Origin of the sequence: Bacteroides sp. An279, assembly GCF_002159615.1 — a bacterium.
GTDB classification, from domain to species: Bacteria; Bacteroidota; Bacteroidia; order Bacteroidales; family Bacteroidaceae; genus Phocaeicola; species Phocaeicola intestinalis.
Genome location: NZ_NFJA01000038.1, coordinates 1 through 23,553, shown reverse-complemented (window position 1 = coordinate 23,553; position 23,553 = coordinate 1). Strand labels below are relative to the sequence as shown.

Here is a 23,553-nt window from a genome sequence, read left to right as displayed (position 1 = left end):
AACGATTTAATGTCATGGCAACAAATATGGAAAAACCCTACGTAGTAGGTATGGACATCGGTGGAACAAACACCGTGTTCGGTATTGTTGATTCACGCGGAACCGTACTGGCTTCCGATTCTATCAAGACACACCAATTTGAAAAAGTAGAAGATTACGTCGATGCCGTATGCGAGCAGATGCGTCCGTTATTGGAACAATTCGGAGGTTCCGACAAAATCAAAGGGATGGGTGTAGGTGCGCCCAACGGCAATTATTATAGTGGCACTATCGAATTTGCGCCTAACCTGCCATGGAAAGGCATCATCCCCCTGGCTGCCATGTTCGAAGAACGTCTGGGTATTCCTACTGCCCTGACCAACGATGCCAATGCAGCTGCCATCGGTGAAATGACCTATGGAGCCGCACGCGGTATGAAAGACTTTATCATGATTACTTTAGGTACAGGCGTAGGAAGCGGTATTGTCATTAATGGACAACTGGTATACGGTCACGATGGATTCGCAGGCGAACTGGGTCACGTCATCGTAGACAAGGAAGGACGTATCTGCGGATGCGGCCGTAAAGGATGTCTGGAGACTTATTGTTCAGCAACCGGTGTGGCACGTACGGCACGCGAATTTCTGGTAGCACGTTCCGAGCCCAGCCTGCTGCGCAATGTCCCGGCCGAAGAAATCCAATCGAAAGACGTTTATGATGCAGCCGTAAAAGGCGACAAGCTGGCTCAAGATATTTTTGAGTTCACGGGCGACATATTGGGCCGTGCGCTGGCTAATTTCATTGCTTTCTCCAGCCCCGAAGCCATCATCCTGTTCGGAGGATTGGCCAAATCGGGCGATTACATCATGAAGCCTATCCAGAAAGCTATGGAAGACAATGTGCTGAACATCTTCAAAGGCAAAACAAAAATACTTCTTTCTCAACTGAAAGATGCTGATGCAGCCGTATTAGGCGCCAGCGCTTTGGGATGGGAAGTAAAAGAAAACTAACGAGTCGGTATAAACGACAAAAAACAATCAAAGCCGGATGGTACGTGATGTATCGTCCGGCTTTAATTTTAGATCCTTACAATTATAATTTATAGTAGAACAAAGCCTGTTTCCAGTGTCACGCAGGGTTGCAAATCAGCTTTTTCAATTACGCCGGATTACACATCCAGCATGACAAGCAAGACATTGGTCTTTTCGCAATATAACTGCATTGTTTGTAAGATTATTAATCTTACAGCGTGAAGATTAATAATCTTTCGGCATGAAGATTAATAATCTTACAAGCAAGGCAGCTATATCCGTTGTACGATGCAGCTATATTCATTCAGCCTCCCATGCAGTAGCATGTACCGGCGATATCAGTGTGTCTGGCTGAAGTACCAGCCGACGGGCCTCCCCTCTGATTTGTACATCAGGCACAAATGCTTCAGCCTCCTCTTCCGTCATCAGTCCTTTGACCGCAAGACGCCGGGCAATGACACGATAATATCCCAACTGATTTTCACGCAATGTGGCATCAGGATTAAACACCGAACGGAAATGTTTCGGCCGTGGAATGATGGATGCCAGGAAAATAGCTTCACTGACCGTCAGCTCAGACGGTTCTTTTTCGAAATAAAAACGGCTTGCCTCGGCCGCCCCATATACCAACGGTCCCCATTCGATAATATTCAGATAAACTTCATACATACGTTCTTTCGAGGTGAGATGCTGCGACTCGATAAGCCAGACTATCAAGGCTTCTTCCAGCTTGCGTGCAATATTCTTATGGCGATTCAGAAAAACATTTTTTACCAGCTGCATCGTAATGGAACTGCCTCCACGGGCAAACCCTCCTTTTTGTAAATCATATGCCAATGCCTCTTGGATAGCACCGGGATAAAAGCCATCGTGATAATAAAAACTACCGTCCTCGGATTGCATCACTGCCATCTGAAGCAAAGGGGAAATGCACGAAAGCGGACGGAAATGAGGATTTGACGGGCCAATGGCAAATGTACGCACAGGGGTGTCGTGCTCGTAAGCCGTATACTCGAACTCCGTGCTCATCCGTGACAAGTCGGTAGTCCCCATACGATGAATACGAAATCCGTGCCCACGAAGATTGGAAGAAAATTTCAAACTGTCAAGACAGTTGAAATCCACATCGGCATTCAGGTCATAACTCAATTCTCCTTCTACCTCCAAGCCCCGCAAATGACTGAACAGGGCAGAAGGAAGAGAAGCAAACAAATCTTGTGCCGGGAAAGAAGGACGATGAACAGATGCTGTGAAGTGCCATCTGTCGGTCTTGTCGGCACGCACGAAAGGATGAAACGAAAGGCGGTTGAAACGGACGGTAGTAGCACTATCCAATTCGAACGCACGTTCACCGACATGTACCATATATTCTACTTCTCCCTTGTCTAATCCAATCGTGTCGGGCGACAAAGCCTTGTGATGTATTTCCAGCCCACCCACTTCGGTATATCCGGTAAGAGTTTGATTGCCGGCCGAAAACGGTTCCTGTTTCATACTGAATGCCACTGAGTCGAATGCCACAAACGTCTGGTAATGCGGAAGAATATAAGGCACCACGATACGCTTTCCGGATTCAGCCGAAGCAATACTCCCTTCTATCAGGCGCGTCTTGCAGTCAAGTGTACCTGCTACTCGCCATTTCCCGTTCATCTTCTCTTCCGATACTGCGATTTCAGAAACAAATTTCCGGTCTTCCAATACAAGGTCCGGAATCATAAAAACGGTCTGAAGTGAATCACGCTCACCCATAAACGTAGTGTGACGAAGCGTAGCATCTTCGGGGAGCAAACGAAACAATGCTCCCAACGCTTGTTCTACCCGCCTGGCATAACCGATAGGAACAACATCTTCTGTTTCCTGCCCACGCGGCTCCTGTGGTATACGCTGAAAGAACAAATCGTAATTCGATTTACCTCCGCATTTGACAAACCGGCACGTCAAGCCATCGGTATGCATGCTTTTTACCGACAAATTTCCCTGCAACAAAGGTAAGAGTTCGAGCTCAACTTCTGCCGAACGGAGTTTCAACAACGTATCCCGATGCAAAGGAACCACACTTACCCCTTCTACCCGGACCGTAGCAAGTGAAGGCATCTTTAACGAAGCATACGCTATCCGAAGTCCATAACGGTCCGAATAAGTTTCTATCTTTCCCTTCACCACATGACGCAGCAAAGTGCCACGGAACAAAAAAAGTCCTGCTCCCGAAAATATCGCGAGCAAGACTATCACTATACCGATTCGCTTCAATATCATCATATTCTGGGTATCTTGTCAACTAATCACCCACAAAAATACATCATCCTCAGGTTCTGTGCAAGAGTCTGTTGCCTCTTTCTTTTGAGACATTCCGTTCCGGACGTTCCGGACGCGGACGTGTCTGTGGTTTACGGTTCGGATGTACAGGCTTGGCTATCGGATGTTTGCCGGGTTTATCCGTCCGTGATGGTTTTACATTCGGACGCCGGGGATGTGGTTTAGCCGGATGAGAAGGCCGGATGTCCGGACGATGCGCGGGTCTGTGAGGCTTCTCTGGACTCATTGCCGGATGCGGAGGACGATGCGCAGGGGTAAAATGATAACCGGGTCCAGAGGATGGACGCCTTGCCATAAAATCGTGCTTCCTATTATCGGGATGACAACGGAAATCTCCTCGATATATCGCATGATGGTACACCCTTGGGTAACGTTTCTGATAAAAACTTCTTCCGCCACAATGGTGCCGGCTATGTGCCCCACAATAAGTCAAGTAGTGTGCCGGACGGTCGAAATAAAAGAACGTACGATTGGGGTACATTTTGTAAACACGCAGATAACAGATATTGTTCATCGCATAAACCGGACGGAAAAAATAATCCAATGCCATAAACCGCACATACTCGGCACTGGACAAAATCCAGCGCAAGTCATCGTTCCGTTCGTCCAGATAACGATAATAAGCATCAAGCGCATATGACTCCGAACGTGCCATAGCGGCTACATACGGGTCGACGCAATGAAAAAAGTCGTAATTGACCTCGTACAGGTCGTTGTACTGTGTTTGGGTCAAATTCAGTTCAAACGCCATCCGGTCGGTAAGGAAGCGGGCATTGATGCGGATATCCCCCAATCCGGAAGCCATGGCCGATGATGTCAGGCAACAGATGACAAGGAGCAGGCTCCATATACATTTTTTTGTCTTCATATGGGTAACGGTTTAAATTTCTTGATACAAAAATAGGAGGATAAAATTCCTCCTGCAACAGAAAGTCCCCACACATTGGTAGGGACTTTCCTATTTGTGATAGGGATTTCAGGCAATTGGTAACCCGCGATATGCCGCTTCCAGTTGTTTCATCGCCCGTTCTACTACAGCACGTGGACAGCCTACGTTCATCCGCATGAAACCAATGCCTTCTTTGCCGAACATTTCTCCATCGTTCAATGCCAGCCCAGCCTTTTCTACAAAAAAAGCATTCAATTCTTTTTGCGGTAAACCAAGTTCCCGGCAATCCAGCCAAATTAAGTAGGATGCCATCGGACGCATAGCCTTTATCTTGGGCATATGCGTTTTCAGACATTCGTCTACATAATCGATATTACCTTGGATATAGGCGATACATTGTTCCAGCCACTCCGTGCCGTGCGAATAGGCAGCCTCTACTGCAAGGAAAGCAAAAACGTGTCCCATATCCAGTTCGCCTGCCTCCACGTAAGTATGAAAACGGTTCAATAATTCCTTATTATATATGATGACATGCGAAGCAGCCAAGCCCGGCATATTAAAAGCCTTACTGGGGGCCATAAACGTAACCGAATGTTCACGGGCTTCTTCCGAAATAAGTGCAAAAGGCACATGCTTGTAGGGAGGAAGCGTAAGGTCGGCATGTATCTCATCAGAGAATACCAGTACATTGTTTTCGGCACAGATAGCCGCTATGGCTTCCAGTTCCTTACGTGTCCATACCACGCCTCCCGGGTTATGAGGATTGCATAAGATAAATACTTTTATGTCTTTCGCCAACCGGCGAAACAGTTCCAAGTCCATCCGGTAATGCCCGTCTTTCAATACCAGCGGACACGTAATCAATTCGCGCCGGTTACGGGTCACCAGCCAGGCAAAAGGATGATAGACAGGAGGCATAATCAACACTTTATCACCCGGACGGGTAAAGGCATTGAGTGCCATCCCCAGCCCTGGTACAATACCTGGTACATAATGAAGCTGGCTTTGTTTCACCTCCATACCATAGCGTGCCTTCACCCAACGGATAATAGCCTGATAATAACTGTCCGGTTTTGCGGTATATCCTAACACCGGACACTCACAACGCCGGCGTATGGCATCAACAACAAAAGAAGGAGTAGCAAAATCCATATCTGCCACCCACATCGGAATTAAATCACTTCTTCCCCAAATTGCTCTCATGCCGTCTATCTTCTCGGCATCCGTGCCGCGACGGTCTATTTGTTCATCAAAATTATAAATCATACGGTATATGTTAGGTATCAGCCATTATAAAGACTAGAAATCAAACGTTAGGAAAGTTCGTTTACCGATTGGTCAGACACCGATATCAATCAGTGTCAAATCTTCCCCGAAAACAGCTCACAAAGGTAGCCGATTCTGATTATCTCCAAAATTATTTCAAGAAAAAGTTCATAAATTGTTTGTTTTTTAAAGAAAAGTATTACATTTGCACCCGTAAAGCTAACAAACTAACAAAACAAACGTATGAAAACATTTGCTACATACTTCTTCTTTTTCTTTTATTACTTTTACTTTAGCAATGAAGTGAAGCGGGAGTTTGTATGCATACGTTAAACGATAACAAACAAGAGAGAAAACCAAACTAAAAAATGATACGAAATCCCGCTTCCGAAACGAAGACGGGATTTTTTTTATTTAAAGCATTTTGAAAATGAAAAAAGTAGCCATACAAGGAGTCTTGGGCTCGTATCACGACATTGCGGCCCACAAATACTTTAAGGATGAAACCATCGAACTGATTTGTTGCAACACATTCGAAGAAGTGTTTGCCGAAATGAAGCAAGACGACAGCGTCCTCGGAGTGGTGGCAATCGAAAATACCATTGCGGGTAGCCTGCTCCATAACTATGAATTGCTTCGTGATAGCGGAGCCACCATCATAGGCGAACACAAATTGCGCATCAGCCACAGCATTATGTGCCTGCCCGGCGAAGACTGGGGCACACTGACCGAAGTCAACTCGCATCCTGTAGCACTGGCACAATGCCGTGACTTCCTGCAGCACCATCCGCAACTGAAGGTAGTAGAAACCGAAGACACCGCAGCCAGTGCACGAGACATCAAAGAAAAAGGGCTGAAAGGTCATGCTGCCATTTGTTCGAAATATGCTGCCGAACTCTATGGCATGAAAATCCTGCAAGAAGGTATCGAAACTAATAAACACAACTTCACCCGCTTTCTCGTGGTATGCGACCCTTGGATAGCCGATGATTTACGCGAACGCCCGAAGCTGAACAAGTCGAGTATCGTTTTCTCTCTTCCCCATAACGAAGGAAGCCTCTCGCAAGTTTTGTCTATCTTCTCGTTCTATAAAATCAACCTGACCAAGATACAGTCGCTGCCCATCATCGGACGCGAATGGGAATACATGTTCTACGTCGATGTAATGTTCACCGACTATCTGAGATATAAACAAGCTATCGATGCCGTAACCCCGCTTACCAAAGCACTTAAAATATTAGGAGAATATGCAGAAGGAGAATCAACTTTATAACATCCAGCCTGCCGACCGGCTGGCGAATGTAAGCGAATATTATTTCAGCCGCAAGCTGAAAGAAGTGGCACGCATGAATGCCGAAGGAAAAGACGTCATCAGCCTGGGCATCGGAAGCCCTGACATGCCGCCTTCGGAAGAAACCATCAACGTGTTGTGCGAGAACGCCAAGAAACCCGACGCGCACGGCTATCAGCCTACCGTGGGCATCCCTGAATTGCGCCGTGCCATGGCAGACTGGTACAAGCGCTGGTACGATGTAGACCTGAATCCGGATACCGAAATCCAACCGCTTATCGGCTCGAAGGAAGGCATCCTGCACGTGACACTGGCTTTGGTGAATCCGGGCGATCAGGTATTGGTGCCCAATCCGGGTTATCCTACCTATACATCCCTGAACAAGATACTGGGAAGCGAAATCGTCAACTATACACTCAGAGAAGATAATCACTGGCAACCTGACTTCGACGAACTGGAACGGATGGACCTGAGCCGCGTGAAGATTATGTGGACCAATTATCCGAACATGCCCACCGGAGCCAATGCCACCTTGGAACTGTATCAAAAGCTGGTAGACTTCGCACGCCGGCACAACATCGTGATAGTAAACGACAACCCGTACAGCTTCATTCTGAACCGCAAGCCCATCAGCATCCTGAACATTGAAGGGGCGAAAGAGTGCTGCATCGAGTTCAACTCGATGAGCAAAAGCCACAACATGCCGGGCTGGCGTGTAGGTATGATTGCCACAAATGCCACATTCATCCAATGGATACTGAAGATAAAGAGCAACATCGACTCGGGCACGTTCCGCCCCTTGCAGCTTGCCGCAGCGCAAGCATACCGGAACAGCGCGGAATGGCACGAGGAAGCTAACTATAACGTATATAGTCGCCGCCGGAAGCTGGCAGAGGAAATCATGCACGCCTTGGGCTGCACGTTCGACCCCGAACAAGTAGGCATGTTCCTGTGGGGGAAAATCCCCGACACGTATGCCGATGTGGAAGACCTGACCGAAAAGGTATTGCACGAAGCCCGTGTATTCATCACCCCCGGATTCATCTTCGGAAGCAACGGCAAGCGGTATATCCGCATCTCGCTCTGCGCCAAAGACGAGAAGCTGGCGGAAGCGCTCAAACGGATTCAAGCAATCATGTAATCAGATATGAAACGCAGATTAACGCAGATTTTCACAGATAATAATTTAAAGTTCTGCATTTTCTGTAACAATAAAAATCTGCGTTAATCTGCGTTTTAGCAAACTTAAACTTACGAACTCAAAAAAATCAAAAGATATGGAACTCGAATTACAACCCATCGAACTGGAAGGCGTATCGAAAGAACGTCCCGTTGTCATTGCAGGCCCCTGCAGTGCAGAAACAGAAGAACAAGTGATGTCAACCGCAACCCAACTTGCCAACAAAGGAGTCAAAATCTTCCGTGCAGGCATCTGGAAGCCACGCACCAAACCCGGAGGCTTCGAAGGAATCGGCGTGGAAGGGCTGGCTTGGCTGAAGAACGTGAAGAAGGAAACCGGCATGTATGTAGCTACCGAAGTAGCTACTGCCAAACACGTGTACGAATGCCTGAAAGCCGGCATTGATATCCTGTGGATTGGCGCACGCACCTCGGCAAACCCCTTTGCCGTACAGGAGATAGCCGACGCCCTGAAAGGCGTGGATATCCCGGTATTGGTAAAGAACCCTGTTAATCCTGACTTGGAGTTATGGATTGGCGCACTGGAACGCATCAACGCCGCAGGGCTGAAACGTCTGGCAGCTATCCACCGCGGCTTTTCTTCGTACGACAAGAAAATCTACCGCAACTTGCCTCAATGGCATATCCCCATCGAATTGCGCCGCCGCATCCCGGCTCTGCCCATCCTGTGCGACCCGAGCCACATCGGAGGCAAACGTGAACTGATTGCCCCGCTCTGCCAGCAGGCCATGGACTTAGGTTTTGACGGACTCATCGTAGAATCGCACTGCAATCCGGACAGCGCCTGGAGCGACGCTTCGCAGCAAGTCACGCCCGATGTACTCGACTACATCCTCAACCTGCTGGTCATCCGCAAGGAACACCAGACCACCGAAAGCCTGCACGAATTGCGCCAGCAGATAGACGAGTGCGACAATAACCTGATGGAGATTTTGGCAAAACGCATGCGTGTATGCCGCGAAATCGGTACGTTCAAGAAGGAACACAACATGACCGTCCTGCAGACCGGACGTTACAACGAAATCCTCGACAAGCGCGGTGCCCAGGGAAGCCTCTGCGGCATGGATCCAGAATTCGTAAAGACCGTATTCGAAGCCATCCACGAAGAAAGCGTGCGCCAGCAACTGGAAATCATTAATAAATAAAAGATTTACGATTTAGCGATTTACTATTTACAATTTAGGGTTTCAACAAGAATGAGACACAAATTACTAAATGATAAATCGCTAAATCGTAAATAGTAAATCGTAAATAAAAAAGATGAAGATTCTGATATTGGGAGCCGGTAAAATGGGCTCCTTCTTTACCGATGTATTGAGCTTTGAGCACGAAGTGGCTGTATTCGAAACCGACCCGAAGCGGTTGCGCTTCATGTACAATTGCTACCGGTTTACGAAAGAAGAAGAAATCGAGGCTTTCCGTCCCGAACTGGTCATCAACGCCGTAACCGTAAAATACACCCTTCAAGCCTTCAACCAGGTAATGCCGTTCTTGCCCAAGGATTGCATCATCAGCGATATCGCTTCGGTCAAGACCGACCTGCAGGCGTTCTACGAGCAATGCGGATTCCGTTATGTATCTACCCATCCGATGTTCGGACCGACCTTTGCCAACTTAGACCAACTGAGTTCGGAGAACGCCATCATCATCAAGGAAGGCGACCATCTGGGCAAGATATTCTTTAAAGACCTGTATCAACGCCTGGGCTTGAACATCTTCGAATATACGTTCGAGGAGCACGACGAGACCATGGCATACTCGCTTTCCATCCCGTTTGTGTCTACTTTCGCCTTTGCGGCGGTGATGAAGCACCAGGATGCGCCGGGCACCACATTCAAACGCCACATGGCTATCGCCAAAGGCGTATTGAGCGAAGACGATTACCTGTTACAGGAAATCCTGTTCAACCCCCGCACCCCGGCACACGTGGAAGGCATCCGCACCGAACTGAACGAGCTGCTGGACATCATCAGCAAAAAAGACGCCGGGAGGATGCGTGCCTATCTGGAAAAGATTCGAGGACATATAAAGTAATGTGGGAATGTGAAAATAAAGAATGTGCTAATATAAGAATGTGCAAATGTGCCAATTTCCGTATTAGCACATTTGCACATTTATACATTGTTTGAATTATCAGAAAATATAGCCTACCGAAATAGCAAAACTCATGTTCTTTGGAGAAATTTTATCACCATCTTCATCAATTACGTCACCATTAAATGGACAAATAAATCCGTTCTGTCCCGTTAAATTAATCAGATAGCGGTCTGCCAATTCAAAACCAATTCCGTATTGCAATCCAAGATCAAAGCGATTCATTATTGCATCACGTCCATCTTCTCCCGAAAAAAGTTTAGTATCTTCTCCACTATCCCAATGTTCCTTATTCTTTCCACCAAGCCCGATAGCAAGATAAGGACCTGCGTTTACAACAAATTTAACATTATCTGTAATGTTTGTTTTCCAAGCTCCCATCAGCGGTATTTCCAAATAAACAGGACGATACGTATCCTTGTATCCATCCTCTTTATATTTCCATCCTTTGGAAGAAAACATCACCCCCGACTTAAACGACCACATATCCGTGATGCTGTAATCCATACCGATACCTAAATTAAAGCCAGGCAATGCTTTCGAATCGTCCATCTTCGTCATGTTACTGAAGTTCACGCCAAACTGGGCATCCCAACGTACTTGTGAAAAACCAACCAAGGCAATCATTCCGAACAATACGGTTAACACTAACTTTTTCATAGCTCTTTTCTTTTTAAGTCATGACCCTTCCCTTAACAGGCCGAAACTCATTTATAATCTCTTTTGCCGGAAAGCGAAGGGATGGCTCCCTTTAGATAAGAACAGAAAGCCCACTTCCAGCAAATTAAACTAAGACAAAGTTAGAAAATTTTACGGAATATACAAACTTTTCCAAACATAGAGTCTGCCTAAAAGCCTTTTTTAATAACCATCGCAACATAAAACGATACTATCCGGAACAAATTAAGGACTATAATTTAACTTTCTTCTTCACCGCCTTCGATTCGTTCTGCAAGCGGTCGAGGGCAGTCACTACATAGCGGTACTTTGTCTTCCCGTCCTCATACGGAAGCTTATAGAAGCAATCGCGCGTAATGGTTACGATGTGCGAAGGGTCTTTCAGGTTGACATCTTCCTTATTCCCGAAGCGGTATACCACGTATTGCACCGCCTCATCCATCACGTCTTTGGCTTTCGGAGCCGTCCAGAACAGAATGTATCCGTCTTCGGTCCATACTGGTTTCACCTTGCGCACCTTTTTCGGAGCTTTATCATCCATAAACGGATAACGGGGCTGGAGGGCAGGATATTTGTGATAAACCTTTTCCAGCATGTCGCGATAATTACCCGGATTGTCCACCACAGCAGCGGCATACCACTGGCAACTTCCTCCGATGGCAGGAAGCGAGCGCTGCAACTGATACTTTGCCGGCATCTGGTTCAGACGAGGATTCTTTATATCAGCATTCGAAACCGTACGCATTACGTCTTGACCGATATACAACGGACGTGCAGCCGAATGCTTCGCCCACCAGCGCACCAAGGTGTCATAGTCTGCCGCCGGATGCCCGATTTCCCAATATACCTGCGGGATGTTGTAATCCACCCAGCCGTTGTTCACCCACAACAGTACATCGGCATACAGGTCATCGTAGTTCTGAAGCCCGTTCGTATTGCTTCCGTTCGGGTCTGATTTCTTGTTGCGGTAGATACCGAAAGGCGATACGCCGAACTTCACCCACGGCTTGCACTGGCGTACGGTCTCGTGAATCTCTTTTATCAATACGTTCACATTATCGCGCCTCCAGTCTGCCTTGTTTGTAAAGCCCCTTCCATATGCCGCAAAGCTGACGTTATCCGGAAAGTCCATGCCGTTCACCGGATAGGGATAGAAATAATCGTCCATGTGGATGGCGTCTATGTCGTAACGCGAGACAATGTCACGCACAATGCGGCAAATGTACTTGCGTGACTCGGGTTGTCCGGGGTCGAAATACAGCTGACCCGCATAGCGTACGAAAAGATTGGGATATTTATTATAGGGATGAAGCGGAGAAAGCGCCGTCGTGCCCTTGGTCTGTGCCCGGTACGGATTAATCCACGCATGAAGCTCCATGCCTCGCTTGTGGCACTCGTCTATCATGAATTGCAAAGGATCCCACATTGGAGTGGGTGCCTGGCCCTGTACACCGGTCAGGAAGCGGCTCCACGGTTCGTATGATGAACGATAAAGTGCATCGCACTCTGCCCGTACCTGAAAGATAATGGCGTTGATGCCCGCCTTCTTCAGCTTGTCAAGTTGGTTCACCAATACAGTCTGCATGGTCCGTGCAGGCATCCCCTGAAACTGTCCGTTTACACATTGTATCCATGCTCCGCGGAACTCACGCTTCGGATAGGCATTCTGTGCCGTCATCGCCTGCCAGAAGCACAGGCAGAAGAGGCAAGCCGCCAAGAAAAATTTCGCTTTCATTATTGTCTTTTCGTTTCAATGTTTTTAGTCGGGGAACAAAGATAAAGAAACTCTCCCAAATACGGATGGATTTCGGAAAAATAATACTCCGCAATATAGCTGCATCGTTTGTAAGATTATTAATCTTACAGCGTGAAGATTAATAATCTTTCGGCGTGAAGATTAATAATCTTACAAGTAAGGCGGCCATGCGGATTGTCGGACTAAGTTTTCGACTAAAAAATGACTAATAAATATTGCCGCCCGTGGAAACAAACTGTTAAAGTACCTTTTCTCCAAGTGGCTGAGACCCACGAAAAAAGATACTCCAGCCATTCTCTAATGGTTGGAGTATCACAACACAAAAACTAAACTAGACTTAACTAAACTATTCAATAAGAAGTTTCACAACTTCTGTTGTTATTATGTACACGGCAAATATAAGCCTTATATTTAGAAGCGGCAAACTTATCAAAAGAAAAACGCACTTATAGGGTGTTAAAGAAGATTAAAAACGAGAACAAGTTTAAACAATATGTTCGTTAACATAGTTTTGGAGCTCTTGCTTATAACTATCAGAGATCGGAATGTAATCTTTTCCGAAGACAATGCGTCCTTTGTCGATTATTTTTATTTTCTGCTTTTGGACGATAAATGAGCGGTGAACCCGTATGAACTGGCTTGCCGGCAGCTTTTCTTCCATGGCTCTCATGCTGATGAGTGACAGGATGGGTTTGTCTGTTCCTTCTACATGGATTTTAATGTAGTCTTTCAAGCCTTCGATGTATAAAATCTTGCTTAGTTCTATTTGTATCAGTTTGTAATCGCTTTTTACATAAATGTATTTTTCGGCTTGTGCAGAAGAGAAAGCAGTTTCGGCTTTTTGTTGGAGTTCGAACCAGTGGATGGCTTTGTTGACAGCTTCCATGAAGTCGGCATAGCTGATGGGTTTCAGTAGGTAGTCGAGTGCATTTACCCGATAGCCGTCGATGGCATATTGATTGAATGCCGTGGTGAAGATGATGCGGGTAGTATCGGATACCATACGTGAAAATTCCAGTCCGTTCAGATCGGGCATTTGGATGTCGAGAAACAAAAGGTCGACCGGATGTTCGGGCAATGACTTCATTGCCTGGATGGCACTTGAGTATGTACCGCAAAGAGTCAGTACAGGGGTCTTTTTTACATAACTTTCCAGCAGTCCTAATGCCAGAGGTTCATCGTCGATGATAGCGCAACGTAAGTTCATGTTAGTTTCTATTTTTAGAGTTATACAGAGTGAAATGGCCGGATGCTGATAGAGGACAGATATTCTTTGCCATCGTGTGATACGTGTCGTTCCCATTGGTAACGTCCGGGATAAATCAGCTCCAGGCGTTTGCTTACCTGTTCCAGCCCGATGCCAGACCCGCTTTTGTCTGTACGGGTTTTCGGGTAATTGCTGTTGCGTATGGTACAGCATATTTCTTCATCTGTTTCTGTGATAGTGATGGAGATGAAGCTGGGATGGGTAGGAGATATGCCGTGCTTGAATGCATTTTCTATTAAGGAAATGAAAATGAGCGGTGCAATGGGAGTCTGGCTTTCCGGCTTGATGTGGAATTCGGTTTCTATCGTTACCTGTGGGGAAACGCGTATGCGCATCAGTTCAATGTAATTCCGGATGAAGTCGATTTCCTTTATTAGCGGTACGAACATTTGCTGATTGTCGTAGAGCACATATCGCAGTAGTTTGCTCAGTTCCTGTACAGCTTGTTGAGCCTTGTCTGTATCGAAGGCAATCAGTGCATAGATATTATTTAAGGTGTTCAGCAGGAAGTGAGGATTCAGTTGGTTGCGGAGGTTTTTCAGTTCGGCTTCGGTGCGGCTTTTTACCGCTTCTTGCCGTTCGGCTTCAGCTTGGCTCCAACGGATGCTCATGCGGATGGCAACACTCAGTCCTGTTGAGAAGATGAGGCCTGCCATGTCGCGAAGATAAAAGATGTATTGTGGAGGAATCGGGCGGTTCAAGTCGGGAGGAGGTGGTGCAATCAAGTTATTCAGGTAACGTTGTCCCAAGGTCATGATAGCGATGATGACAAAGTTGGTCAACAGGAACTGTTTGGAACGTTCCCGGAAGAGAAGATAGGGTATTAACAGAAAATAGTTGAGGTAAAAGATGAAGAATGCCGAGGTGGGGAAGATGCTGTGGTGCATGAATTCTTTCCAGTTGATTGTGCCGTTGGTGCGTTGGGCGAAGAAAATCGGGAAAGCGAAAAAAAGTCCCCAGCAGATAATATGTATCAGTATCTCCAAGGTTCGGCGGGGTATGTCGGTGGTTTGTTTCATGGTGCTTTTGTAATTAAATGAACAAAGATGATGGGCAAGATTTCGAAAAATCCGGCTGCCGGGATGAACTCCTTGGGCAGCCGGATAAAGAAACCAAAGTTATGAAGAACAAAGTTATTTTAGACGAACTTTCACAAGCTCGGGCTAAAATCAAAATAAATGAATCACTCGTAGCGTAAAGCCTCTATCGGGTCAAGGTCGGCGGCTTTCTTTGCCGGATACCAACCAAAAAATACACCTGTCAACGTGCAGACCGCGAACGAGAGCAGTACGCTCCACGGTTGGATGAACACGGGCCAGTGGGCTACCGTCTTGATGACGAAGCTGGCTCCGCATCCCAATATGACACCAATCAGTCCTCCTGTGATGCTGATGAGAACGGATTCGATGAGAAATTGCGAAAGAATGTCTATGCCTCGTGCGCCGACCGACATGCGCAGCCCGATTTCGCGGGTGCGCTCGGTTACCGACACATACATGATATTCATGATTCCGATACCTCCTACTACCAGTGAAATACCGGCAATACAGGCAAGCAGGGTGGTCATCAGGTCAGTAGTGGTATTCAGCATCGAACTGAGTTCCTGCTGGGTACGGATGGTAAAGTCGTCATCGTCGGTGCTTTTCAGCTTGTGTTCGCGGCGCAAGACAGTAGTGATTTCGTCTACTGCTTCTTGGGTCATGTCTTCGGTCAGTGCAGAAGCAAATATGCCGCTCAAGTAGGTTTGTGCCAGCAAGCGTTTCATTACGGTGGTGTAAGGTGACAGTACGATATCGTCCTGGTCTTGTCCCATCGAGTTATATCCTTTTGATTTCAAGACGCCGATAACGCGGAGCGGAATCTTGTTGCAACGGATGATTTTACCAATGGGGTCCGTTCCGTCGGGAAACAGGTTGTCTACTATGGTCTTCCCTATGATGCAGACTTTTGCAGCTGTCCGTATGTCGTTGTCGCTGAATGCTTCGCCTTGTTCTACCGTGAGTTGACGTATTTCTAAATAATCATTGCTACATCCTGTTACAGAAGACGGGTAGTTGTTCGAACCGGCGATGAGTTGTCCCGATGAAGATACATTGGGGCTGATGGCGGCAAGATAGATGCATTCGTCACGCAGTTTTTCGTAGTTTTCCAGTTTCAGTGTCTGCATGGCTGATGGGTCTTGGCGTACGCCGCCGCGCATTTCGGCTCCGGGATGAATCATGATCATGTTCGAACCCATTTCCGAAATCTGCTGCTGGATACTTCGTTTCGAACCTTGTCCGATGGCAAGCATGGCAATTACCGATGCCACACCGATGATAATGCCCAGCATGGTGAGGAAAGCACGGAGCTTGTTGTTTGCCAATGCCCGAAGCGCTATTTTGAATAGGTTTGTTCCGTTCATTTTTATAAATTCTTTCTCGTGTTTACTTTGTTTTAAACTCGTTTATGGGCTTGTCGGAAATATTTTTTTATACTTCCAGACATGTGCCTGGACACGGACTTTTATGCTTTCGTAGCCCGAAACTATTGGCGAAAATCGTTTGTTTATGCATCATCATCGTTTTTGGGTAGTGCAGCAAGTGCCTCGGCTGCTGATAGGACGCGTTGATTTATGGTGTCTTCTATTACGTGTCCGTCGCGCAGGCGGATGTTGCGGCTACTGTATTGCGACAAGTCCGGGTTATGCGTGACAAAGATGATGGTTCGTCCTTCCGCGTGTAGTTTCTGAAACAGCACCAGAATTTCGAAGGATGTCCGAGTGTCAAGGTTACCGGTTGCTTCATCAGCGAGGATGACTGCCGGATTGTTGACCAAGGCGCGTGCTATAGCTACTCGTTGCATTTGTCCGCCTGACATCTGGTTCGATTTGTGCTCCAGACGGTCTCCCAGTCCTACGGCAATCAATGCTTCCACGGCTCTTCTTTTTCGTTCGGCTGCACTTACCGCGGGATTATACATCAGCGGAAGTTCCACGTTAGCGACTGCAGTCGTTTTCGGAAGCAGGTTGTAGTTTTGGAATACAAACCCGATTTTCCGGTTGCGCAGAATGGCACGTTGTGATTTACTCATTGTGCGCACTGAAATTCCGTCCAGATAATATTCGCCACTGGTGGGTGTGTCAAGGCATCCCAAGGTATTCAGCAAGGTTGATTTGCCGGAGCCGGATGTCCCCATGATGGTAACAAACTCTCCTTCACATATCTTGAACGAAATACCGCGCAATGCGTGGACAATTTCATCTCCCACCACAAAGTTACGCTTAATATTTTGTAATTCAATGACTGTTTTGCTCATTTTTTGAAAGAATTACGTTGCATCCGTTTATTTTTTGTCTTTTTTCTTGTCACTTCCCGGAGGCCCTGGCATAAACGGGCTGCGTTCGCCGCCTTCACTGCTTCCGTTCATTTCGGGCATTTCACTTTTTACGGTGGCTTCGGTTACTACTTCCGTGCCTTCGTCAATGCCTTCCACTTCTGTGTATGCACCGTCGCTGATGCCGGTTTTTACCGGATGTGCTACGAATGTGTTGTTTTCTAACGTCCATACTTTGTGTTCGCCGGCACAGTCTTGGATGGCACGTCCTCCTGCAATATCCTTATTCGGAGTGAAGCGCAAGGCTTTGGCAGGAACGGTCAGCACGTTGTCGTGTGTCAAGGTGTAAATAGTGACATTGGCGGTGAGGCGTGGCTTCAGTTTCAAGTCGGGATTGTCGGCTGTGATAACAACTTCGTAGGTCACTACCGTTGATTCGCTGCTAGATGACGAAGAACTGCTGGAACTGCTGTTCACGCTGCCCAGGCGTACTTGTTTCACTTTCCCCTCGAATACATCGTTGGGGTAGGCGTCGACGGTGAAGGTAACTCGTGCGCTGTCTGCTACTCCTGCAATGTCTGCTTCATCCACATCGGCTACTACCTGCATTTGGGTCAGGTCTGCAGCAATGGTAAAAAGAGTGGGGGTCTCGAATCCGGAAGCTACGGTTTGTCCTTCTTCTACATCTTTGCTGGTGACTATTCCGTTTATCGGTGATGTGATGGTGGCATACGATAAGTTTCTTTCGGCTTTTGCCAGTTCGGCTTCTGCTTGCTCGTAGCTGCTTGCGGCACGTTGATAGTCGTAAGTGGATAGTTCGTAGTCGGTATCGCTGATCAGTTGCTTTTCATGCAAGGTCTTGTTGCGTTCATACAGTTTTTTTTGGTATTCGTATTCGGCTTTTGCACCGTTATAAGTAGCTTGTGCTGATTGTAAATCACTTAGAAGTGTAACCTTGTCCATTTCAGCGATGATTTCTCCTTGCTTGACTATCGAGTTGTAGTCTACATAGATCTTGTCAATAATGCCGGATACTTGCGTACCCACTTCTACTTCAGTGACTGGCTCAATGGTTCCTGTAGCCGTGATAGAGTTGCTGACACTGCCTGTCCGTGTTTTTTCGGTTACTAAATCGACTTGGCTATTGGCTTTCGTTCCGCTTAAGGTCCAGCATACTGCAATAATCACTACGATGGCGATTGCCGCTATAATCCATGTTTTTTTCTTCTTCATATTGCTTGTTTTTTATAGTTCGATATTGTTTCCTGCATAAAAGTTCAGAAGTGTCCGGTTAAGTATCGCCATGTATTTGGCTTGTACCAATTGCTGTTTGGCACTTAGCAGGTTGTTTTTCTCTGTGAGTAGTTCCACGGTATTTTTCATGCCCAAATTGAATTGTTCGTTTACCATGTCGAAGCTGGTTTGGCTGCTTTTCACTTTGGTTTCGGCAGCAACATATTGCTGTTGTGCATTTAAGGCATCCAACCACAGCCCCTCAATGGTACTGTATAGTTCTTTTTGTTTGTTTATCAAGTCTAGTTGGCTGGTGTTGTACTGTAAACGTGCTTTCTGTACGTTACTTTTGTTTTGGCGATTGTCGAAAATAGGAATGCTGAGACTGATTCCTATCATGTTATTCCAGCCGTATTTCATTTGTTGTGCCCAGTTGTTTGTGCTGGCACTGTTGGTCGTACTCGAACTGGATGCTGACAGGCTGATGGTAGGATAGTAACCTGCCTTGGCGGCCGATATGCCTAGTTTGGCGTTTTCTATGCTTAGCCTGCTGCTTTGGATTTCAGGACGTATTGCCATGGCTGCTTGGTAGACATCGGTTTGACTGGGTAACATTTTCAGAATGTTTTCGTCATTCAGTTCGGGGAGGACCAGGTTGAATTCTTCACTACCGTCCAGTTCCAGTAATTGTTTCAGTTGCAGTTTATAGTTTCTCCACGTACTTTCTGCAGTGACAAGTTGGTATTGGTCATCGCTTACTTGAGCTTCCAGTTGTGCCAGATCGGCTTTCGAAAGGCTTCCTTCGGCAAACAGTTCTTGTCCTCGTTTGTAGGTGGCTTTGCTTACTTCCAATGTGCTTCTGTTTATTTGGATAGATTCATCAGCATAAAGAATCTGGATGAAAAGTTGTGTTATCTGTTCTTGCAAGGTGTTTTCGGTTTCTGAGACGGTCAGGCGGGCAATGTCGCGGTTGGTTTTCTGTTGTTTCAGATTATTTAGTCTCTGTCCTCCATTCCACAGCGTCCATTGTGCATTTAGGCTGTAATTGCCGTTGTATGTGGTCTTTTCGTCGCTGCTGATAATTTCTGTTCCGCTAACCGTGTTGCTTTGTTCTTGGTAAGGCCGGTTTACCACGTTGTGTCCTGTGCTGAATGACAGACTTGGGAATAGGCTGGCGCGTGCATCCTTGATGTCTATTTCGCTTTCTTGTAGCGAAATCTTGTTTTGTTGCAATTGGATGTTTTTTTCAAGTGCATAGTTTATGCATTCTTGCAGTGTCCATTCTTTTCCGTTCGAGTTTTCTTGTGCGTAAAGAGGAAGGGCAGCTGATAGAATCGTATATATGCAAGCCGTTCGTAGTTTCATAAATGTTATTTGTTTGGTTTTGATGTATGCAAATGTATGAATCACTGGGAAAAGGAACAAATGATATAGATTAACGGATAAATTCTACGGATAAAGACTTGCATTTTACCGATAAAAGGTTTTTCTTTGTAATCATTATAAAACTATATTATGATTAAAAGACAGATTCTTCGAGTTTGGACGTTTTATCGGGATGGTTTTCGTTCGATGACCATAGGGCGCACATTGTGGGTGTTGATTCTGATAAAACTTTTCATTATGTTCTTTATTCTGAAGTTGTTTTTCTTTCCGTCGTTCTTGAAAGGGAAGAGTCCCGAGGAAAAGCAGGATTATGTCGGGATGGAACTGGTGAACCGTTCGGTGGATAATTCATTAACTAAAGTGGATAATTCATTAACTAAATAAGATAGACGTATGTTAGCAAGTATTGACACCTCGATGATTGACTGGTCAAGAGCACAGTTTGCCTTGACCGCCATGTATCATTGGCTGTTTGTGCCCCTCACATTGGGATTGGCTGTGATAATGGGATTGATGGAAACCCTGTATGTCATTTCAGGGAATGAGTTTTGGAAGCGGACAGCCAAATTCTGGATGAAGCTGTTTGGAATTAATTTTGCGGTGGGAGTGGCTACCGGATTGATTTTGGAATTCCAGTTTGGTACTAACTGGAGTAATTATTCTTGGTTTGTAGGAGATATCTTCGGGGCTCCATTGGCGATAGAAGGTATTGTGGCGTTTTTTATGGAGGCTACATTTGTGGCTGTTATGTTTTTCGGATGGAACAAGGTCAGTAAGAAATTTCACTTGGCTTCTACCTGGCTTACGGGATTGGGAGCAACTTTTTCGGCATGGTGGATTTTGGTGGCAAACTCATGGATGCAATATCCGGTAGGCATGGCTTTCAACCCGGATACGGTGCGGAATGAGATGGTTGATTTCGTGGCTGTTGCTTTTTCGCCAGTAGCAGTGACTAAGTTTTTTCATACCGTCCTTAGCAGTTGGATGTTAGGAGCAGTGTTTGTGATTGGAGTCAGTGCCTGGTTTTTGTTGCGCAAACGGGAAAAAGAGTTTGCCATTGCAAGTATGAAGGTGGCTGCTGTAGTTGGTCTGTTTGCTTCGTTGGTAACGGCGATGACTGGAGATAAGTCGGCATATCAAGTGGCTCAATGCCAACCGATGAAGCTGGCTGCTATGGAAGCTTTGTATGATGGAGGCACACGCGAACCTTTGACGGTGGTGGGCGATATCAAGATTCCATTGATGTTGTCTTATCTGGCTACGCATGATTTTGACGGTTATGTGCCGGGTATTAACAATATACTTTTGGGAGGATATGCTTTGCCAGACAGTACAAAAGCGCTTTCGGTCGTGGAGAAAATGAAGAACGGGAAAAAGGCCATAGCTGCCTTGTCGGATTATCGTGAAGCGAAGCAGGAAGGTGACCAAGTTGCAATGGAAGCGGCACGCCAGGTCATTGATGAGAATATGAAGTATTTCGGTTACGGGTATATTGATGACCCTAACGATCTGGTACCTAATGTCTGGCTTTCGTTTTGGGCTTTCCGCGTAATGGTAGGACTGGGAATGTATTTCATTGCTTTTTTTGCGTTGATATTGTTTCTTGCGTGGAAACGGAAGTTGTCGAAAGTAAATTGGTTGCATTATGTTGCTTTGGCAAGCATTCCGTTGGCTTATCTTGCCGGTCAGGCGGGATGGATTGTGGCCGAAGTCGGTCGCCAGCCTTGGACAATTCAAGATTTGCTTCCGGTAAATGCGGCCATATCCAGATTGGAAACTGGTTCGGTCCAGACTACTTTCTTTATATTTTTGATACTTTTTACGGTATTGTTGATTGCTGAAATCGGCATCATGCTGAAAGCTATTCAAAAGGGTCCCGAAGAGGCATGAATGCATAGTTAAACGGATTAACTCATAAAAATAATTCATTATGGATTCTACATATCTATTCTTACAAAATTATTGGTGGTTCTTGGTTTCGTTGTTGGGAGCCCTGTTGGTATTTTTACTGTTCGTCCAGGGAGGAAATTCTTTGTTGTTCCGGTTGGGACGTACTGATGAAGAGCGTACGTTGCTGGTCAACTCTACCGGACGTAAGTGGGAGTTTACTTTTACTACATTAGTGACTTTTGGGGGAGCGTTTTTTGCTTCATTTCCTTTGTTTTATAGTACGAGTTTCGGGGGAGCATACTGGTTATGGATGATTATTTTGTTCAGCTTCGTTTTACAAGCTGTTTCGTATGAATTCCAATCGAAATTAGGCAATCTGTTGGGGAAGCGCGCTTATCAATATTTCTTGGTTATTAATGGAGTGGTGGGACCGGTGTTGCTGGGAGCAGCTGTGGCTACTTTCTTCAATGGTTCGAATTTTATTGTCGATAAAGCAAACATGACCGATAATATGATGCCGGTTATTAGCCATTGGGCGAATGGATGGCATGGATTGGATGCATTTGGTGATCCTTGGAACATTATTTTGGGCTTGGCGGTGTTCTTTTTGGCACGTTTGTTGGGTAATTTGTATTTTATCAACAATATCCGTGATGAAAAGCTGATACCGCGTTGTCGTCGTCAGTTGATTACAGATGCTGTTCCTTTTCTGATTTTCTTTTTGGCATTTGTAATTCGCACATTATTGAAAGATGGGTTTGCGGTGGATCCTGTAACTCAAATTATTGTGATGGAGCCGTTTAAATATTGGCATAATTTGCTGGCAATGCCTGTGCTTTTCGGCTTGTTCTTGGTAGGTGTGGTAAGTGTGTTGTTGGGTTTGATTAGGAGTATTTTGTCGCAAACCTACACCAAAGGTATTTGGTTTGCAGGTGTCGGTACAGTATTGACTGTATTGGCTTTACTGTTGAGCGTAGGATATAACCATACGGCATATTATCCTTCTACCGCTGATTTGCAAAGTTCATTAACTTTAGCAAATAGCTGTTCCAGCCAGTTTACACTAAAAACGATGGCTTATGTTTCAATTTTGGTCCCGTTTGTATTGGCTTATATCATATATGCCTGGAGAGCGATAGATCGAAAACCAATTACTTCCGATGAACTGAAGGAGGATGGTCATGCTTATTGATAGGTGGGATGAATTATGCATCAACTATAATTTTATATCTGCAATTAGAAGCTGTTTTGAATTTATCGTGCGATGATTTGGGATGAGTTTTTGAGGCATTTTCGCTTCTGTGATGAGGAAGATAGCGGGCTATCTGACGAAGAACAGGAGCGAAAAGGGCCAAAAAATCGCCCAAAGCACACACGAAAACGGATACATCAAGCCAAGAAAAACTTTTTGGAGAAATTCAAAACAGCTTCTTAGTTAATCTGGCTGAGTTGGAAACGCAGTAGTACTGCATTTGCCGATGAAGTATATATTCGTAGGCCGATGCAGTATATATTCAACCGCGTATGCAGTATATATTCATTTTTCAGGGGTATGTATTGGCTGTTTGCGGACATTCATTTGGTTTTATATTACGATGCATCTAATTTCGTTGAAGAGAACAAGTAGTTGCATTAACGCCGGTGCTGTATTTGATATTGCATCGGCGTCAATGTTTATAATCTTGTTTTTTCTTTGCTCTTTTCATGCTCGGTTTTCTGTTGTTATATATAATAAGGAGTATTGTTATTCTTACTAAGTTTTTTCCAGGTGTAAATATTTCCCTATATATCTGTGAATATCAGCATTTTGCATATTTCACATGAAAAAAGTTTCAAAAAAAGTTCTCCAGTTTCTTGCAGTTTCGGTAAAAAGGCGTACCTTTGCACTCGCTTTCCGAAAGGGACGCCACCTGAAAAGGTTGTGTAAGTCCCTGGTGAGCAAGATCTTTGATATGATTTGGA

21 protein-coding genes are annotated in these 23,553 nt (G+C 45.7%); 10 read left to right on the top strand and 11 right to left on the bottom strand.

The window, feature by feature from the left end; all coding sequences use genetic code 11:
* Positions 1 to 14: 14 nt before the first annotated feature.
* Complete coding sequence (locus tag B5F78_RS08490; RefSeq protein WP_087208768.1) at positions 15 to 989, top strand: ROK family protein; 975 nt, start codon at positions 15 to 17, stop codon at positions 987 to 989.
* A gap of 321 nt (positions 990 to 1,310) precedes the next feature.
* Here B5F78_RS08490 and B5F78_RS08485 read toward each other — a convergent pair whose 3' ends face one another.
* The 3 genes from B5F78_RS08485 to B5F78_RS08475 all read right to left on the bottom strand — a co-directional run bounded on the left by B5F78_RS08485 (position 1,311) and on the right by B5F78_RS08475 (position 5,481).
* The gene (locus tag B5F78_RS08485) at positions 1,311 to 3,269 is read right to left on the bottom strand and encodes a biosynthetic peptidoglycan transglycosylase (protein WP_087406491.1); all 1,959 of its coding nucleotides are present in this window, start codon (positions 3,267 to 3,269) and stop codon (positions 1,311 to 1,313) included.
* Positions 3,270 to 3,315: 46 nt separating this feature from the next.
* Positions 3,316 to 4,194, bottom strand: coding sequence for a hypothetical protein (locus tag B5F78_RS08480; protein WP_087406490.1), 879 nt, complete (start codon positions 4,192 to 4,194; stop codon positions 3,316 to 3,318).
* 108 nt (positions 4,195 to 4,302) lie between these two features.
* Positions 4,303 to 5,481 (bottom strand): MalY/PatB family protein, encoded by a 1,179-nt coding sequence (locus tag B5F78_RS08475; RefSeq protein WP_087208775.1) that lies wholly within the window; start codon positions 5,479 to 5,481, stop codon positions 4,303 to 4,305.
* Positions 5,482 to 5,911: 430 nt separating this feature from the next.
* Between B5F78_RS08475 and B5F78_RS08470 the strand changes: the two genes are divergently transcribed.
* The 4 genes from B5F78_RS08470 to B5F78_RS08455 all read left to right on the top strand — a co-directional run bounded on the left by B5F78_RS08470 (position 5,912) and on the right by B5F78_RS08455 (position 10,006).
* Complete coding sequence (locus B5F78_RS08470; RefSeq protein ID WP_022039590.1) at positions 5,912 to 6,754, top strand: prephenate dehydratase; 843 nt, start codon at positions 5,912 to 5,914, stop codon at positions 6,752 to 6,754.
* Complete coding sequence (locus B5F78_RS08465) at positions 6,729 to 7,913, top strand: pyridoxal phosphate-dependent aminotransferase (protein ID WP_087406489.1); 1,185 nt, start codon at positions 6,729 to 6,731, stop codon at positions 7,911 to 7,913. Before B5F78_RS08470 ends, B5F78_RS08465 begins: the two co-directional genes overlap by 26 nt.
* A gap of 136 nt (positions 7,914 to 8,049) precedes the next feature.
* The gene (locus tag B5F78_RS08460) at positions 8,050 to 9,117 is read left to right on the top strand and encodes a bifunctional 3-deoxy-7-phosphoheptulonate synthase/chorismate mutase type II (protein ID WP_022039592.1); all 1,068 of its coding nucleotides are present in this window, start codon (positions 8,050 to 8,052) and stop codon (positions 9,115 to 9,117) included.
* 115 nt (positions 9,118 to 9,232) lie between these two features.
* On the top strand, positions 9,233 to 10,006 hold the full coding sequence (locus B5F78_RS08455; RefSeq protein ID WP_022039593.1) for a prephenate dehydrogenase: 774 nt from the start codon (positions 9,233 to 9,235) through the stop codon (positions 10,004 to 10,006).
* A 99-nt stretch (positions 10,007 to 10,105) separates the two neighbouring features.
* Here the strand turns inward: B5F78_RS08455 and B5F78_RS08450 are convergent, their stop codons facing one another.
* The 4 genes from B5F78_RS08450 to B5F78_RS08435 all read right to left on the bottom strand — a co-directional run bounded on the left by B5F78_RS08450 (position 10,106) and on the right by B5F78_RS08435 (position 14,786).
* Positions 10,106 to 10,726, bottom strand: coding sequence for a porin family protein (locus B5F78_RS08450; protein ID WP_022039594.1), 621 nt, complete (start codon positions 10,724 to 10,726; stop codon positions 10,106 to 10,108).
* Positions 10,727 to 10,976: 250 nt separating this feature from the next.
* Entirely contained in the window at positions 10,977 to 12,479 is a 1,503-nt protein-coding gene (locus tag B5F78_RS08445; protein ID WP_087406488.1) for a glycoside hydrolase family 10 protein, read from the bottom strand.
* A gap of 505 nt (positions 12,480 to 12,984) precedes the next feature.
* Positions 12,985 to 13,707, bottom strand: coding sequence for a LytR/AlgR family response regulator transcription factor (locus B5F78_RS08440; RefSeq protein ID WP_022039596.1), 723 nt, complete (start codon positions 13,705 to 13,707; stop codon positions 12,985 to 12,987).
* A gap of 20 nt (positions 13,708 to 13,727) precedes the next feature.
* On the bottom strand, positions 13,728 to 14,786 hold the full coding sequence (locus tag B5F78_RS08435) for a sensor histidine kinase (RefSeq protein WP_087208781.1): 1,059 nt from the start codon (positions 14,784 to 14,786) through the stop codon (positions 13,728 to 13,730).
* Positions 14,787 to 14,803: 17 nt separating this feature from the next.
* Between B5F78_RS08435 and B5F78_RS17155 the strand changes: the two genes are divergently transcribed.
* Positions 14,804 to 14,965 carry a hypothetical protein gene (locus tag B5F78_RS17155; protein ID WP_158098053.1) on the top strand — a complete coding sequence of 54 codons (162 nt, stop codon included), beginning with the start codon at positions 14,804 to 14,806 and terminating at the stop codon, positions 14,963 to 14,965.
* Here the strand turns inward: B5F78_RS17155 and B5F78_RS08430 are convergent.
* The 4 genes from B5F78_RS08430 to B5F78_RS08415 form a co-directional block, all read right to left on the bottom strand.
* Entirely contained in the window at positions 14,951 to 16,171 is a 1,221-nt protein-coding gene (locus B5F78_RS08430) for an ABC transporter permease (RefSeq protein ID WP_022039598.1), read from the bottom strand. The two genes, B5F78_RS17155 and B5F78_RS08430, sit on opposite strands and share 15 nt — an antisense overlap.
* Before the next feature lie 143 nt (positions 16,172 to 16,314).
* Positions 16,315 to 17,064: an ABC transporter ATP-binding protein gene (locus B5F78_RS08425; protein ID WP_022039599.1), complete on the bottom strand. Its 750-nt coding sequence runs from the start codon at positions 17,062 to 17,064 to the stop codon at positions 16,315 to 16,317.
* Positions 17,065 to 17,091: 27 nt separating this feature from the next.
* Complete coding sequence (locus B5F78_RS08420; protein WP_087406487.1) at positions 17,092 to 18,315, bottom strand: efflux RND transporter periplasmic adaptor subunit; 1,224 nt, start codon at positions 18,313 to 18,315, stop codon at positions 17,092 to 17,094.
* A gap of 12 nt (positions 18,316 to 18,327) precedes the next feature.
* A complete protein-coding gene (locus tag B5F78_RS08415) occupies positions 18,328 to 19,680 on the bottom strand; it encodes a TolC family protein (protein ID WP_087406486.1) in 1,353 nt (450 codons plus the stop codon).
* 150 nt (positions 19,681 to 19,830) lie between these two features.
* Between B5F78_RS08415 and B5F78_RS08410 the strand changes: the two genes are divergently transcribed.
* From B5F78_RS08410 to B5F78_RS17150, 4 genes are all read left to right on the top strand, one after another.
* Positions 19,831 to 20,085, top strand: coding sequence for a DUF4492 domain-containing protein (locus B5F78_RS08410; protein ID WP_087406485.1), 255 nt, complete (start codon positions 19,831 to 19,833; stop codon positions 20,083 to 20,085).
* A 9-nt stretch (positions 20,086 to 20,094) separates the two neighbouring features.
* Positions 20,095 to 21,591, top strand: coding sequence for a cytochrome ubiquinol oxidase subunit I (locus B5F78_RS08405; protein WP_087406484.1), 1,497 nt, complete (start codon positions 20,095 to 20,097; stop codon positions 21,589 to 21,591).
* 40 nt (positions 21,592 to 21,631) lie between these two features.
* Positions 21,632 to 22,783, top strand: a complete 1,152-nt coding sequence (cydB, locus tag B5F78_RS08400; protein ID WP_022039604.1) for a cytochrome d ubiquinol oxidase subunit II — start codon at positions 21,632 to 21,634, stop codon at positions 22,781 to 22,783.
* A 72-nt stretch (positions 22,784 to 22,855) separates the two neighbouring features.
* On the top strand, positions 22,856 to 23,026 hold the full coding sequence (locus B5F78_RS17150) for a hypothetical protein (RefSeq protein ID WP_158098033.1): 171 nt from the start codon (positions 22,856 to 22,858) through the stop codon (positions 23,024 to 23,026).
* Positions 23,027 to 23,553: the final 527 nt, after the last annotated feature.